The sequence below is a fragment of the Aliiroseovarius sp. F20344 genome (genome assembly GCF_023016155.1).
Classification (GTDB): Bacteria; Pseudomonadota; Alphaproteobacteria; order Rhodobacterales; family Rhodobacteraceae; genus Aliiroseovarius.
The window spans coordinates 799,733-814,254 of sequence record NZ_JALKBG010000008.1 but is presented as its reverse complement, the minus strand read 5'-3'; the positions used below and the strand labels follow the sequence as shown (position 1 = coordinate 814,254).

Genomic DNA, 14,522 nt, shown 5'->3' with positions numbered 1-14,522 from the left:
CCGGGGAAACACATGCTGCGACGTACTCTTTTGCTTGGCCTGATGATGTTTCCGCATGTCGCGGTTGCAGATGGCTGGAACACGCGCCCGGACGATCAGCTTTTGTCGCGTACGGATCTTGAACGGCAACTTGTCGGACAGACGCTCACGTTCTTTGACGACGCTCAGTCCGTTTACTCGGAAAATGGCGAATACTCTTACACTTATGGCGGCGGCGGTACGTGGCTGGGACACTACGAGCTACAGGATGACAGCACCGTTTGCGTCACCTTTGTTACCGGGGTCAGCCGATGTGATATGATTGTCGAAGCCAGCAACCGCCTTGTAGTCATCACAGAGGATGGGTTGCGTTTCCCGATCCGTTAGCAACCGCGTGCGAGCGGGGACATCAATCGCCCGCACTGTGCAGCGCACGCACCTTTTCCATCACCGCATCTTTGCCATCCAGAATATCCGATGCAAGGATTGGGGCGCGGACATCCAATGGCACGCCCTTTGCTTCGTGATTGCGACCCTGAGCGTCTAGATATCGTTCGTTCGAAATCGTGGCCATCCACCAGTTTGGAAGCGCTACAAAGAACATATCCGAGAAGATCCCGTTGGAGGGTTCGCCAACAATTGTCACGTTCTCAATATGTGTCAGAGCAAGGGCAAAGGTCTCGGCCGCGCTAGCCGTGAAGCCGCTGGTCAGCACATAGACCGGCTTGTCATAGTGAACACCCTTTGTCGGCTCGATCTGCAAATCCATCAGATCATGCCAACCATCTGCGGCCTTCACTTGTTTAGAGCCAATCGGAACAACCTGATCGGTGAAACTTCCGGCGATATAGTACCCAACGCGATCATCCCCACCGCCATTCATGCGCAGATCTATCACCAGCGCGTCCGTCTCCTCCAAGTCCCCCAGTACCTTGTCCACAGCAGCAGCCAATGGCGCTGCGTCTTCATCCAGCAACGCCTCATCCATTCCGATGATGGCCATATAGCCAAGATTATCGGCGGTGCGACCATAGGCGATGGTGTCTGCCACTTTGATCGGTTCACCGGCTATGGCCTTGTTCATCCACTCGCGCGCCATGCCTTCAAAACGCTCTTCGCCAATCTCTGCAATCCAATCAGGGAGTTCCCCAAAATCCGCAGCGTTCAAGACGGCCTGCAACGATACGTGACCATCATTCAGGGGCTGCGTCATCTCAGTTAGGATTTCGAACAACCGGCCGCGCCCGACACCAGCTTCCACTTCGGGCCGGTATTTTGCTCGCATCGCCTGCCAATCGACATCACGCTCTTCAAAGTATGCGTAGTTTTCGTTGAAGTAGTTCCAATAGACGTCGAAGTTTTCTAAGGCACCCCAACCGGGGCGATCATCGCAAGACGGCGGCAGGGCCTTCACGCGGCTCAATGTGATCTTGTTAAGCTTGCCAATCTCAAGCGCAAGTTCGTCCCTTTTGCGCGACAGGTCGAAGTCAAATGTCCCCGCCCAACGTCCCATGCCGGTAAGTTTTGCTGCACCGTGTAGGTGCCCATCATTTCCAACCTCAAGATCCGAAGACCCGAGCTTTACACAGCCGCCTGCGCTGACTTGATCCAACACGACGCCACCGTCATTTAGACTTAAGTAAAGCCCGTAACCTTTTGATTTCCAGACACCATTCAGGTCATCGGCCAGAGCCGCTAGGGGCAATGATAGGCACGCTGAGGTAAAAAATGCGGGAAAATACTTCATGCTTAAATCCTCTGTCCTGCACGACAGAGTTTAGATGGGGTGACCCTGGGTAAGGATCAATAGGCGCTCACCAAATTCCTAAACTAAAGTCTATGTTCCGGCGTCAGCTTCTACCTCGATCTGTGCGGCGCGTTTTTCAACCAACTCAACGATGTGATCCACCATCTTTTCGTTGTCGAGCTTGTGGTCTTGCTTGCCAGTAACATACACCATGCCAGACCCGGCACCACCGCCGGTAAAGCCCACATCGGTCATCAACGCCTCGCCCGGTCCGTTCACCACGCAGCCAATGATTGACAGGCTCATGGGGGTGTGGATATGCGCCAGGCGGTCTTCCAGCTCGGCCACGGTTTTGATCACGTCGAACCCCTGACGTGCGCAAGATGGGCACGAGATGATGTTCACACCGCGATGGCGCAGACCAAGGGATTTCAGGATTTCAAACCCCACCTTCACTTCTTCCACCGGATCGGCTGAGAGGCTGACGCGGATCGTATCGCCGATACCGGCCCAAAGAAGATTGCCCAGACCAATTGCAGATTTGATCGTGCCAGAAACGAAGCCGCCAGCTTCGGTAATGCCAAGGTGAATCGGCGCGTCCGTTGCGTCCGCAATGCCGTGATAGGCGGCGGCCGACAGAAACACGTCCGAGGCTTTCACGCTGATTTTGTATTCGCGGAAGTCGTTGTCTTCGAGGATCCGGATATGCTCCAACCCGCTTTCCACCATCGCTTCAGGGCAAGGTTCCCCATATTTTTCAAGCAGATGGCGCTCCAACGATCCGGCGTTCACCCCTATACGGATGGAACAGCCGTGATCCTTGGCGGCTTTGATCACCTCACGCACACGCCCCGCATCCCCGATGTTGCCGGGATTGATCCGTAGGCAGGCGGCGCCTGCCTCGGCGGCTTCGATGGCACGTTTGTAGTGGAAATGGATGTCCGCCACGATCGGCACCGGGCTTTCGGCCACGATCTCTTTCAACGCCGTGGTTGACGACACGTCCGGGCACGAAATGCGTACGATATCTGCACCTGCCTCGGCAGCGGCCAGAACCTGTCCCAGCGTCGCCTTCACATCCGAACTGTCCGTGTTGGTCATGGTTTGCACCGCAATCGGCGCACCGCCCCCTACGGGCACATTCCCAACCATGATCTGCCGGGATTTCCGACGCTCGATATCACGCCACGGACGAATGGGATTGTGAGACATGTGCAGGCTTCCAAATGGGTTCACTTGGAGTGAGAGATAACCTGCCACCCCCTAGGCGACAAGGCATGCCCGCAAATAGATCTAAGAATGCGCGGTTACTCGGTCGCTTGAAGCTCGACCACAACGGTCGCAAGGTCGGCATCGCCTTCCAAATCGGCCAATGCGAAGTTTTCCAACACGGCCTCTTGTGACAATGCCACGTTCTTTACAACCGATGGACCATCGCCGGCGGGGCCATAGGCCGCGCCGTTCACAGCAAAGTAAACGGACCCCGCATTGCCCGACCGCAAAACAGGAGCCTGTTCGGTCTTTGGCAGCACGTAATGTTCACCCGCATCGAGGATTTTCTCAAAGATTACGCTGCCATCAGCGGCTTGAATACGGACCCAGGATGGGCGGACTGCAAACACGGCAACATCCGCTGCATCCGCGCCCAAAACCTGCACGCCGCTTTCGGGTACAGTTGCACCAGCACCAGATGCCGCTGCCAAACGTGTCGCGCTTTCCGGAAAAGTCTCTTCCGGCAGATCAAGCGAGGGCGTCTGAAGCCCAGCCAGAGCGCCAACCGAATTCGGGTTCAACGTCGAAATCGGTGCGTCACGATGGGTCAGCACCGGCACTTCCAGCGCCTGAGGGCGATAAAGGCGATCCAGCGCCTCGACGGACGGGGGTGTGTTTAGCCCTGCGGCCGACGCAAGCTCGGTTTCATCGGTGATTGTGTTCGGGGTTGCAGCGCCGAAATCAGGCAGCTCTGACAAAACGCCGGGCGTCTGTTCAATCGGGGCGAAATCAACGCGCTGAACTTCTTTCAGCATGGCCCAACCGCCATAGCCAAGGCCGCCGATTAGCAGCAAAAGCATGGAGATGGAGCCAATCGCGCCGGGTTCAACACCCGTGAAAACGCTTTCCTTTTTCGGGACCCAGCTGGCTTGTGGATTGGACAGAGGATCACCGCGATACTCGGGATTCCGCTCTGCCTTTTTCTCACTCATCAGGCCTTTCGAGTTTCCCCGATCAACTTCAAATCCAGCTTCTCTGCAGAAGGTCGAATAGGCCCATTCCGGGTCAAGGCCCAGATATCGCGCATACGAGCGAACATAACCCGCGATAAAGCCTTGCGATGCAAAGGCTGACGGGTCTGAGTTTTCGATTGCTGCAATGTAGTTGGCTTTGATTTTCAGCTCGCGCTGAACATCCAGAAGGGACTTTCCAAGCGTCGCGCGTTCGCCGCGCATCACGTCGCCCAACAGGACCTCGTAGGAATCAAACCCAGTAGGTTGTTCTTCCTCCTCGACCTGAGACGTGCTCCAACGCCCGATCATACGATTGCTCCTGATGCCTCATTGTCCCAAGGAAACGATTCGTGGTCCACCGTTTCCGTTGAGGGAAGGTAACACATCACGCAAATTTGTGTATATTAACTTTCCGCCTAAGCAGAGAGTTCGGCACGATTTAGCTCACAATGCGACCAGAGGCTGTCCAGCGCGCGAACAAGCTTATCCATTTCGTCCGGTCCATGCACCGGAGACGGCGTGAACCGAAGCCTTTCAGTGCCGCGTGGGACGGTTGGAAAATTGATCGGTTGAACATAAATACCGAAGTTTTCCAACAACATATCGGAAAGCTGCTTGGTGTGAACCGGATCGCCCACGATCACTGGAACAATATGCGACCCATGATCAATGATCGGCAGCCCCATAGCCTTCAGGCGGGTTTTCAAGATCTTGGCTTGCGTCTGATGTTGGTCGCGCAATTCCTGATCTGATTTCAGATGCTTCACCGAAGCGGCAGCAGCAGCGGCCACAGCGGGTGGCAGCGATGTGGTGAAAATGAAGCCCGGTGCGTAGGAGCGTACCGCGTCACACATCTTGTGCGAAGCTGCGATATAGCCGCCCATGACGCCATAAGCTTTCGCCAGCGTGCCGTTGATGATGTCGATCCGATGGGCCAGATTGTCACGTTCTGTGACCCCTGCCCCGCGCGGGCCGTACATGCCCACGGCGTGCACTTCGTCGATATAGGTCAGGGCGCCGAACTCATCCGCCAGATCGCAGATCTCTTCGATCGGGCCAAAATCGCCGTCCATCGAGTACACACTTTCGAACGCGATCAGCTTGGGCGCCGCCGGATCATCGGCCTGCAAGAGTTCGCGCAGATGTTCGACATCATTGTGGCGGAAGATGCGCTTGGCACCGCCATTGCGGCGCACACCTTCGATCATCGAGGCGTGGTTCAATTCGTCGGAATAAATAATCAGGCCGGGGAACAGCTTGGGCAGCGTGGACAGGGTTGCGTCATTCGCAATGTAGGCCGAGGTGAAAAGCAGCGCGCTTTCTTTCTGGTGCAGATCCGCAATCTCGGCTTCCAGACGCTTGTGATAAACAGTCGTGCCCGAGATATTGCGCGTCCCGCCCGACCCTGCACCCGTTGCGTCAATCGCTTCGTGCATTGCTTCCAGAACAGCCGGATGCTGTCCCATGCCAAGATAATCATTGCCGCACCAAACGGTGACAGGAGCTTCGGACCCATCGGGCTTGAGCCATGTCGCATGGGGGAACTGCCCCTTCGCGCGCTCAATCTCGATAAAGGTGCGATAACGCCCTTCTTCGTGCAGGCGCGACAGCGCCTCATCCAGCTTATGATTGTAGTCCAAGTTACCCTCCCGGGCCGTTTCATCCAGTTCCCTAAGCAGCCTTATACAGGGATTCCCCCGCAAAACACATTCAAAAAAATGTATGTTGCGCCTGTTCGCTCGCCCCATTTAAGGGGCTGATCGGGGTTTTACATTGATCCACCTCAAACGGAAGAGTTTTCCGATCCGGCGCGACAACTCGTCCCGCAGGCAATCGGTCTGGACAGTGGCCATTAGGGTGTTAGGCTCCCGGCCAAAATCCCGATACCGGAGACACCATATGTCGCTTGATAAAGTCCTGGACCGTATTGACGCGGACCTTCCCGATGCCATCGACCGCTTGCTTGAACTGTTGCGCATTCAGTCCATTTCCACGGATCCAGCCTTCGCTCAGCACTGTACTACTGCTGCCGATTGGTTGGTCGATGACCTTAAAACCATTGGTTTTCAAACTGATAGACGCGACACACCGGGCCATCCGATGGTCGTTGGTCATGGCGGAGATGGTGATCGGCATCTTTTGTTTTACGGCCACTACGACGTTCAACCCGTGGATCCTTTGGACAAATGGGACCATGACCCATTTGCACCGTTCGTCGAAGACACCCCCGACGGCAAGATCATTCGCGCCCGTGGCGCGTCCGATGACAAGGGCCAGCTCATGACCTTTGTCGAAGCGTGCCGTGCCTGGAAAGAGGTGCATGGGTCCCTTCCCGCAAAGCTGACCATCTTTTTTGAGGGCGAAGAGGAATCAGGCTCGCCGTCCTTGATCCCGTTCATGGAAGAGAATCGCGATGAGCTGACTGCGGATATTGCGCTGATCTGCGACACCTCGATGGTAAGCCCCGGTGTTCCTTCTATCTCAAGCCAGCTGCGCGGCATGTTGAAAGATGAGTTCACGCTGATCGGGCCCAAACTAGATCTGCATTCAGGCCATTACGGCGGCCCCGGCCTGAACCCGCTGCGCGAAATGTCCCGTATCGTAGCCAGCTTCTATGATGATGATACCGGCAAGGTGGCGGTGGACGGATTCTATGAAGGCGTTCACGACACCCCCACCCAGCAGTTGCAGGGATGGGAGAACTCGGGCTTCGACGAAAAAGCCTATCTGGACAATGCGGGCTATACGCAGTGCCACGGAGAAAAAGATCGGTCCTGCCTGGAGCAGCAATGGGCACGCCCGACGCTCGAGGTAAATGGCATTTGGGGCGGTTATAACGGTGTTGGTTCAAAAACTGTCATCCCGTCCGAGGCACACTGCAAGATCACCTGTCGCCTTGTGGGCGATATGGATCCCGACAAGCTGCGCGATCGCGTGCGCGCGCATGTGGAGGCGCAGTTGAAGCCGGATATGAAAGTGGTCTGGGACAATGATCTGGAAGGCTCACCCGCCGCCGTCATGGACATCACCCGCCCCGAATTCAGCGCCGCCCAGAAAGGCCTGTCGGATGAATGGAATCGCGACGCGGTTTTCGCTGGCATGGGCGGTTCGATCCCCATCGCGGGCTATTTCAAGTCGATCCTCGGCATGGAAAGCATGCTGGTGGGCTTTGCCAATGACGATGACAAAATCCACTCCCCGAACGAGAAATACGATCTGGAGAGCTTCCATAAGGGCATCCGCAGCTGGGCGCGCATTCTTGCTGAACTGACCTGATCCGTATTGGAAACCAAAACTCATGAAACCCCGATAGCATTGCCTGCCGGGGTTTTCTTATGCGCGCCTGAGGCGAAACAGCTTTAGAACTAGGATGATCCAAGGCATGCCATGCAGCAGGAAATCGAAGATATCCACGGGTTTGGTCAACGTGCCGGAAAAGAGCATCCCTAGCTTTTCCCAAATATGTGGCGGCGCAAAAGGCGCAAGGCCCAGCGTCAAACACGCCACCAAGATCAGTGAGAATGGCATCTCGTCGATAATGGACATTTGGATCTCCTGCACCAAGGGGGTTCGCCACAACAGCAGCCCTGCCTAGCAGGCCTGATGATCTGACGAAATGTGGTGAAGTGGCGCGGTTGACGGGGCTCGAACCCGCGACCCCCGGCGTGACAGGCCGGTACTCTAACCAACTGAGCTACAACCGCGCGTGGCGGCGTGAATAGCCCGAGGTCGCCAAGTGGTCAATGGAAAAACGCGCTGTGAGAAGCGAAAACCTGGTCCGAATTCATGACGTGGAATCGCTAGGCTGCACAAAGAAAAAACCCCGCCAAAGGCGGGGCTTCTTTCAGGCAGTGGTGGCGCGGTTGACGGGGCTCGAACCCGCGACCCCCGGCGTGACAGGCCGGTACTCTAACCATCTGAGCTACAACCGCTCACTGCCAGTCTTGCGACTGTTTGGGCGTTCTAGGGCCAGCCGCCGGGGGCGTCAAGCGGCCTTTTGCGAATTTCAGATTATTTTTCGATCACGCGGTGCCCACCATCGGAACTTAGGTGGAAAATAATCCCCTGCCCGCCCGGAAGCTCCAGCATTTCGTATTCATTCAACCCAAGCCACTGCGCCCGAAGAACGCGCGACAGGACGCCATGGGTGAAGACTATCGCGGGTCCGGTTAATTCACGCAGAAAACTGTCCGCACGGGCCTTCAGATCATGCAGCCCTTCCCCGCCTGGCGATGAGAAATTCCATTCAACCGGATTTTGTTCGGCATACGCCGCCTGTTCAGGCCATCCTGCGTCAATCTCGTCTCGCGTAAGGCCTTCCCAAGCTCCATATGAGACTTCGCAAAGACGCGCATCCTGTGTCACCTGCCAGCCCAGCGGGGTCAGCGCAATCTGTGCTGTATGAAGCGCCCGCCCCTGCGGTGAACTGAAAGATTGTATGTCCATGCGCCCAGCCACCCTGCGCGACAGCATCTGTCCCATGTCGCGGGCTTGTGTCTGGCCCTTTTCGGTCAATGGCGAATCCAGCCGCCCCTGATGACGACGGGCAACATTCCATTCGGTCTGGCCGTGGCGAATAACGTATAGGTCTGGAAAAACAGAATCCATGATGAAAGCATCATGTGGTACTTGCTGTAGGGAGTAAATGGTGGGTGATGAGAGACTCGAACTCCCGACATCTTCGGTGTAAACGAAGCGCTCTACCAACTGAGCTAATCACCCGCCGTGGGACGCGACATATCGCTATTCGTCCGGGGTTGGCAAGAGGGGAAATCCACTTTTTTTAATTTCTGACGCAAGCAGTTTGCAACATGACGCTGCTTAACTTTGTTTGGTGGTCAAACAACGTTAAGATTACACATCAGATTAGCAGGTTTGCCATGCCAGAACCCGTCGTTCCCAAGGGCGTCGCCCATGTCGCCATCGCCTCTCAGGTCGCGCCAGACCCGATTGTTTTCGTGTTGCTCGACAACCTATCCATGCTGGCGTTTACGTCCGCGATCGAGCCGTTGCGCATTGCCAATCAACTGACAGGTCAAAGCCTATATAGCTGGACCACAATGTCCGAAGATGGGGAAAACGTTCGTTGCTCAAACGGGATTGAGATTGGCATCGACCAGCCGCTGGGCGACATCCCCCCAAACAGCCGAGTATTTGTCTGTTCCGGCGTACAGCCCGAAAGATCTGTGTCAGGTAAGGTGTCCGACTGGGTGCGGTTGCAATGGCGCATGGGGCATACGGTCGGATCACTTTGCACAGGCGCCTACACGCTGGCCAAAGCGGGCATCCTTGGGGGCCACAAGTTCACCCTGCATTGGGAAAACATCGCCCCGTTTCGTGAACATTTCCCGGACCTTGATCCGGTCGAGCAGCTTTACACAATCGACAATCGCGTGATGACGTGTGGCGGGGGTGCGGCAGCGACAGATCTGTTCCTGCGCCTGATCTATGACACGCATGGTCCCGTGCTTGCACAAGCCGTTCTGAACATGTGTCTGCACACGGTTCAACGCTCCGAGACCGATCGCCAGCAAAGCTCCACCTCGGCAACGATTGGGGTGCGCAATGACAAGTTGGTGCGGGTTCTGACCTTTTTTGAAGAGAACCTTGAAGACAGCGTTAATCTGGATCACGTCACCGAGGAATTGGGCATTTCACGCCGCCAGATGGAGCGTCTGTTTCGCCACCACCTGAATACGACCCCAAAGAAGTATCTTCAGGACCTGCGCCTGCAACGCGCTCGCATTCTTTTGGCTGAAACGGATATGCCTGTTGTCGATGTGGCCATCGCCTGCGGCTATGATTCTGCCGCCTACTTCTCAAAACGATTCCGCGAAACCTTTGGCATGTCCCCACATCGGTTTTCAGCCGGCGGGGGATAGCAGGTCAGCAGTCCGCAGATCAGGCAGAAACGAAAAAGGGCGCGGCATTCACGGCCGCGCCCTTTCATTCATTTTAAGGCGGCTAACTTAATGCGCTGTAGCACCCGAGGTCCCGGCTTCTTTCGCTAGGGCCTTGGCAGCTGCTTCTTCCGCCGCTTCATCCCATTCGACAGCTTCCGGTTTGCGCACCAAGGCGTGTTCCAGAACCTCAGAGACGTGGCTTACGGGGATAATGGTCAGCCCCTCTTTCACGTTGTCCGGGATCTCGCGCAGGTCCTTTTCGTTTTCCTGCGGGATCAGAACCGTCTTGATGCCTCCACGCAGGGCCGCCAACAGCTTCTCTTTCAAGCCGCCAATGGCCAGCGCATTGCCGCGCAAAGTAACCTCGCCCGTCATGGCGATGTCTTTCTTCACCGGAATGCCCGTCAGGACAGACACGATGGACGTCACCATGGCCAGACCTGCTGATGGGCCATCCTTGGGCGTCGCACCTTCCGGCACATGCACGTGGATGTCCCACTTTTCGAACTGGGGCGGCTTCACACCAATCTCAGGCGCAATCGAACGGACATAAGAACTGGCCGCATCAATCGATTCCTTCATGACGTCGCCGAGTTTCCCGGTTGTCTTCATACGGCCCTTGCCCGGCAGGCGCAGCGCCTCGATCGACAACAGATCGCCACCAACGCTGGTCCAAGCCAGACCGGTGACAACACCTACTTGGTCAGCCTCTTCGGCAAGACCGAAGCGATGCTTGCGCACGCCCAGATAGTCGTCCAGCAGATCGGGTGTAACCTCGACGGTTTCGACCTCTTTCTTCACCAGTTTGGTCACGGCTTTCCGCGCCAGCTTTGCCAGCTCGCGCTTCAGGTTCCGCACACCAGCTTCGCGGGTGTAGTACCGGATGATGTCAGTCAGAGTGCTTTCCGGCACCGCAAACTCACCCTTTTTCAGCCCGTGATCCTGAATGGTCTGGGGCAGAAGGTGACGCGACGCGATCTCGCGCTTCTCGTCCTCGGTATATCCGGCCAGCGAAATGATCTCCATCCGGTCCAAAAGCGGTCCGGGCATGTTGTAGGAGTTCGCCGTGGTCAGGAACATCACGTTCGACAGGTCATATTCGACCTCAAGATAGTGATCGACGAAGGTCGAGTTCTGTTCCGGATCAAGCACTTCCAGCATCGCCGATGCGGGATCGCCACGGAAATCCTGCCCCATCTTGTCGATCTCATCCAAGAGGATCAGCGGGTTCGTGGTTTTCGCCTTTTTCAGCGCCTGAATGATCTTACCGGGCATAGACCCGATATAGGTCCGACGGTGACCGCGGATTTCGCTTTCGTCACGTACGCCACCCAGCGAGATGCGGATGAACTCGCGCCCCGTCGCCTTGGCAACCGATTTCCCCAGCGAAGTTTTACCCACACCCGGAGGGCCAACAAGGCACATGATCGGGCCTTTCAGCTTCTTTGATCGCTGCTGAACAGCCAGATACTCGACGATCCGTTCCTTAACCTTCTCAAGCCCGTAGTGATCAGCGTCGAGCACTTTCTGGGCATTGTTCAGGTCTTTCTTCACGCGGCTTTTCTTGCCCCATGGCAGACCCAGCATCCAGTCCAGATAGTTGCGCACAACCGTGGCTTCCGCCGACATGGGCGACATGTTCTTGAGCTTCTTCAGCTCGGCATCCGCCTTTTCGCGCGCTTCCTTGGAAAGCTTAACTTCTTCGATCTTTTCTTCCAGCTCGGCCAGCTCGTTCTGGCCCTCGTCGCCGTCGCCCAGCTCTTTCTGAATGGCCTTCATTTGCTCATTCAAATAGTATTCACGCTGGGTGCGCTCCATCTGAGACTTCACGCGGGTCTTGATCTTCTTCTCGACCTTCAGGACAGACATTTCGCCCTGCATCAAGCCATAGACTTTCTCAAGCCGTTCAGACACGACAAAGGTCTCCAAAAGCTCTTGCTTTTGGTCGACTTCCACGCCCAGATGACCGGCGACCAAGTCAGCCAGCTTGTCAGGTGCGCGGGTTTCGGAAACGGCGGCCAGCGCCTCTTCCGGGATGTTTTTCTTGATCTTGGCGTAACGCTCGAACTCGTCCCCGACCGAGCGCAGAAGCGCTTCGATCTCATTGGCGTCGCCGGGGCGCTCTTCGATAATCTCGGCAAAGGCTTCGAAATAGTCTGCGTTGTCCACATAATCGGTGATGCGTACACGCGACTGGCCTTCGACCAACACCTTCACGGTGCCGTCGGGCAGCTTCAGCAATTGCAGAACATTGGCCAAGACGCCAACTTCATAGATGCCTTCGACATCGGGTTCGTCAATGGCAGGATCAATCTGGCTGGACAGCAAGATCTGCTTGTCATCAGCCATCACTTCTTCCAGCGCGCGAACGCTTTTTTCGCGTCCCACAAACAGCGGCACGATCATATGTGGGAAGACCACAATGTCACGCAGCGGAAGGACCGGGAAGGATTGGCTCAGTTGCTCACTCATGGGTAATCCTTGTTATTGGGCAGATGATGCGGCCCCGCTGTGCGGCAGCTCGGATCACCTCCGGATTGTCAGCCTTCAGATGAAAGGCCGGTTACGCCTATCTGGGTGTATGATCAGCGGGTTTCAACCACCTATTGACCTGTATTTCGCAGCATTGTGACGGTCCGTGCGCGGTTCCACAAGAGTCTGAGAAGGATATCCACAGGAAAAACGGGGCCAGTGGCGCTAAAAGACGCCCAGTGCAAGCCCGGCGGCCATTGCGGCCCCAATTTCGCGGCACGGCTGAAGCTGATCATCGGTCAGGTTCTTAGGTGCCAGAATCCCTTCCGGCGTTTGGGCATGGGTGCAAAGGATCAGTGCGGGCTGGACCTCGCGCAGCCGCCATCCTGTTGCGATGCGCGCCAACTGACGCGCCGCCCCCTGCCCGTCCGATCCGGCACATATCATCTGCGCATAGGGTCGGCCTTCGATTTTGCCCAGAACAGGATAATAGCAACGATCGAAGAACTCTTTCATCTGACCCGACAGACTGGCCAGATTTTCGGGCGCACAAAACAGATATCCCGATGCAGCCAGCAGATCGTCAGGCTGGGCATCTTCGGCGCGCATTATGCGTGCTGGCCCTTCGGGTTGCGCCGCGTGATAGGCAGCCTCGGCCATCTGTTGACTGCCGCCCGTGCGCGAATGCCATATGATCAGAAGCTCAGCCATATCCCCTTATAGCGGATCAATATCCCCTTGGGCACGTGTCGCGTGGAAATCAGCCTCCCACGCATCAAACCGGCCCTCGGAAATGGCATCCCGCATGCCCTGCATGATTTCTTGGAAGTAATGCAGGTTGTGCCATGTCAGCAGCATGCCCGAGATCATCTCGTTCGAGCGGAAGACGTGATGCAGATAGGCGCGTGAGTAGTTGGCGCAGGCCGGACAGGTGCAATTCTCGTCAATCGGGCGCGGATCGTCCTGATGGCGCGCGTTCTTGATGTTCAGAACACCCATGCGGGTCCAAACCTGACCGGTGCGGCCCGACCGCGACGGCAGCACGCAATCCATCATGTCCACTCCACGTTTTACGGCCCCAACAATGTCGTCTGGCTTGCCGACACCCATCAGGTAGCGGGGCTTGTCTTCGGGCAGAAACCCCGGCGCGAAGTCGAGGCAGCCAAACATGGCCTCCTGCCCCTCGCCCACGGCCAAACCGCCGATCGCGTAGCCTTCAAACCCGATGGCCTTCAGCGCCTCAGCACTTTCCTCGCGGAAGTCCCGTTCAAGTCCGCCCTGCATGATACCGAACAGCGCGTATCCTGGCCGATCCCCAAACGCTTCACGTGACCGCTCGGCCCAGCGCATGGACAAGCGCATGCTTTCGGCAATCCGGTCACGATCAGCGGGCAATGCCGGGCATTCGTCAAAGCACATGACGATGTCCGAACCCAACAGGCGCTGAATTTCCATAGACCGTTCCGGCGTCAGCTCATGCTTGGACCCGTCGATATGCGATTTGAAGGTCACGCCCTTCTCGGTCAGCTTGCGAAGGCTTGCCAGAGACATGACCTGAAACCCGCCGCTATCCGTCAGGATCGGTTTGTCCCAATTCATGAACTTGTGCAGCCCACCCAAACGGTCGATCCGTTCTGCGGTGGGGCGCAACATCAGGTGATAGGTGTTGCCCAACAGAATGTCCGCACCTGTCGCGGCAACGCTTTCAGGCATCATCGCCTTCACAGTGGCCGCAGTGCCCACAGGCATGAAGGCTGGCGTGCGGATGTCGCCGCGAGGCGTTGATATCACCCCGGTGCGTGCCATCCCATCCGTGGCCTTAAGCGTGTACGAGAAGTTTTTCGTGCTTTGATCAGTCATGGCCGAGATGTGACCCAACACAGCCCGAAAGCCAAGCGCTTTTGTCAGATGGCCTTAGCCATCAACCTCTGCTCCGGCATCATCCAATTTGACCAACGCCGCCAGCACATCGGGCTCTTTCGACAAGCGCTCAGCCAGACGTTCCAGCCTTCTGCTGGTCAACATCAACTCGGTTGTCGTGATTGGATCGAGATAAGCGGCAAGGTCATAGGCAAATCCCTGAACCATCTGCGCCGCTTCCGACAATTGATCAATCCGATTTTTTTTAATCGACCCTCGTTTCGAAGGGCCTTCAATATCCGTGGTCATACCGCCACGATCCCTTAATTAATCCCC

The 14,522-nt window shown here is 56.5% G+C and carries 13 protein-coding genes and 3 tRNA genes; 3 read left to right on the top strand and 13 right to left on the bottom strand.

Features of this window, described 5'->3' with window-relative positions:
- Positions 1-12 precede the first annotated feature (12 nt).
- The gene (locus MWU55_RS12980; protein WP_246936622.1) at positions 13-366 is read left to right on the top strand and encodes a hypothetical protein; all 354 of its coding nucleotides are present in this window, start codon (positions 13-15) and stop codon (positions 364-366) included.
- 22 nt (positions 367-388) lie between these two features.
- Here the strand turns inward: MWU55_RS12980 and MWU55_RS12975 are convergent, their stop codons facing one another.
- From MWU55_RS12975 to hemA, 4 genes are all read right to left on the bottom strand, one after another.
- A complete protein-coding gene (locus tag MWU55_RS12975; protein ID WP_246936620.1) occupies positions 389-1,726 on the bottom strand; it encodes a S41 family peptidase in 1,338 nt (445 codons plus the stop codon).
- A gap of 90 nt (positions 1,727-1,816) precedes the next feature.
- Positions 1,817-2,938 carry a flavodoxin-dependent (E)-4-hydroxy-3-methylbut-2-enyl-diphosphate synthase gene (ispG, locus tag MWU55_RS12970; protein ID WP_246936618.1) on the bottom strand — a complete coding sequence of 374 codons (1,122 nt, stop codon included), beginning with the start codon at positions 2,936-2,938 and terminating at the stop codon, positions 1,817-1,819.
- A gap of 95 nt (positions 2,939-3,033) precedes the next feature.
- Complete coding sequence (locus MWU55_RS12965; protein WP_246936616.1) at positions 3,034-4,260, bottom strand: helix-turn-helix domain-containing protein; 1,227 nt, start codon at positions 4,258-4,260, stop codon at positions 3,034-3,036.
- A 107-nt stretch (positions 4,261-4,367) separates the two neighbouring features.
- A complete protein-coding gene (gene hemA, locus MWU55_RS12960; protein WP_246936614.1) occupies positions 4,368-5,591 on the bottom strand; it encodes a 5-aminolevulinate synthase in 1,224 nt (407 codons plus the stop codon).
- A gap of 259 nt (positions 5,592-5,850) precedes the next feature.
- Here hemA and MWU55_RS12955 point away from each other — a divergent pair, with 259 nt between their 5' ends.
- Positions 5,851-7,227: a M20/M25/M40 family metallo-hydrolase gene (locus MWU55_RS12955; RefSeq protein WP_246936612.1), complete on the top strand. Its 1,377-nt coding sequence runs from the start codon at positions 5,851-5,853 to the stop codon at positions 7,225-7,227.
- A 57-nt stretch (positions 7,228-7,284) separates the two neighbouring features.
- Here MWU55_RS12955 and MWU55_RS12950 read toward each other — a convergent pair whose 3' ends face one another.
- The 5 genes from MWU55_RS12950 to MWU55_RS12930 all read right to left on the bottom strand — a co-directional run bounded on the left by MWU55_RS12950 (position 7,285) and on the right by MWU55_RS12930 (position 8,673).
- Positions 7,285-7,497 (bottom strand): RND transporter, encoded by a 213-nt coding sequence (locus MWU55_RS12950; RefSeq protein ID WP_246936610.1) that lies wholly within the window; start codon positions 7,495-7,497, stop codon positions 7,285-7,287.
- A gap of 81 nt (positions 7,498-7,578) precedes the next feature.
- Positions 7,579-7,655, bottom strand: a tRNA-Asp gene (locus MWU55_RS12945).
- A 151-nt stretch (positions 7,656-7,806) separates the two neighbouring features.
- A tRNA-Asp gene (locus MWU55_RS12940) sits at positions 7,807-7,883 on the bottom strand.
- Positions 7,884-7,962: 79 nt separating this feature from the next.
- Positions 7,963-8,559, bottom strand: a complete 597-nt coding sequence (locus MWU55_RS12935) for a histidine phosphatase family protein (RefSeq protein WP_246936608.1) — start codon at positions 8,557-8,559, stop codon at positions 7,963-7,965.
- Between the two features lie 38 nt (positions 8,560-8,597).
- Positions 8,598-8,673, bottom strand: a tRNA-Val gene (locus MWU55_RS12930).
- Positions 8,674-8,762: 89 nt separating this feature from the next.
- On the opposite strand from MWU55_RS12930, the gene MWU55_RS12925 reads away from it, so the two are divergent.
- A complete protein-coding gene (locus tag MWU55_RS12925) occupies positions 8,763-9,833 on the top strand; it encodes a GlxA family transcriptional regulator (protein WP_246936606.1) in 1,071 nt (356 codons plus the stop codon).
- A gap of 87 nt (positions 9,834-9,920) precedes the next feature.
- Here the strand turns inward: MWU55_RS12925 and lon are convergent, their stop codons facing one another.
- The 4 genes from lon to MWU55_RS12905 form a co-directional block, all read right to left on the bottom strand.
- Positions 9,921-12,326, bottom strand: a complete 2,406-nt coding sequence (gene lon, locus MWU55_RS12920) for an endopeptidase La (RefSeq protein WP_246936604.1) — start codon at positions 12,324-12,326, stop codon at positions 9,921-9,923.
- A gap of 225 nt (positions 12,327-12,551) precedes the next feature.
- A complete protein-coding gene (locus MWU55_RS12915) occupies positions 12,552-13,037 on the bottom strand; it encodes an NAD(P)H-dependent oxidoreductase (RefSeq protein WP_246936602.1) in 486 nt (161 codons plus the stop codon).
- A 6-nt stretch (positions 13,038-13,043) separates the two neighbouring features.
- Entirely contained in the window at positions 13,044-14,186 is a 1,143-nt protein-coding gene (tgt, locus tag MWU55_RS12910; protein ID WP_246936600.1) for a tRNA guanosine(34) transglycosylase Tgt, read from the bottom strand.
- 54 nt (positions 14,187-14,240) lie between these two features.
- Positions 14,241-14,495, bottom strand: a complete 255-nt coding sequence (locus tag MWU55_RS12905; protein ID WP_246936598.1) for a hypothetical protein — start codon at positions 14,493-14,495, stop codon at positions 14,241-14,243.
- Positions 14,496-14,522 lie beyond the last annotated feature (27 nt).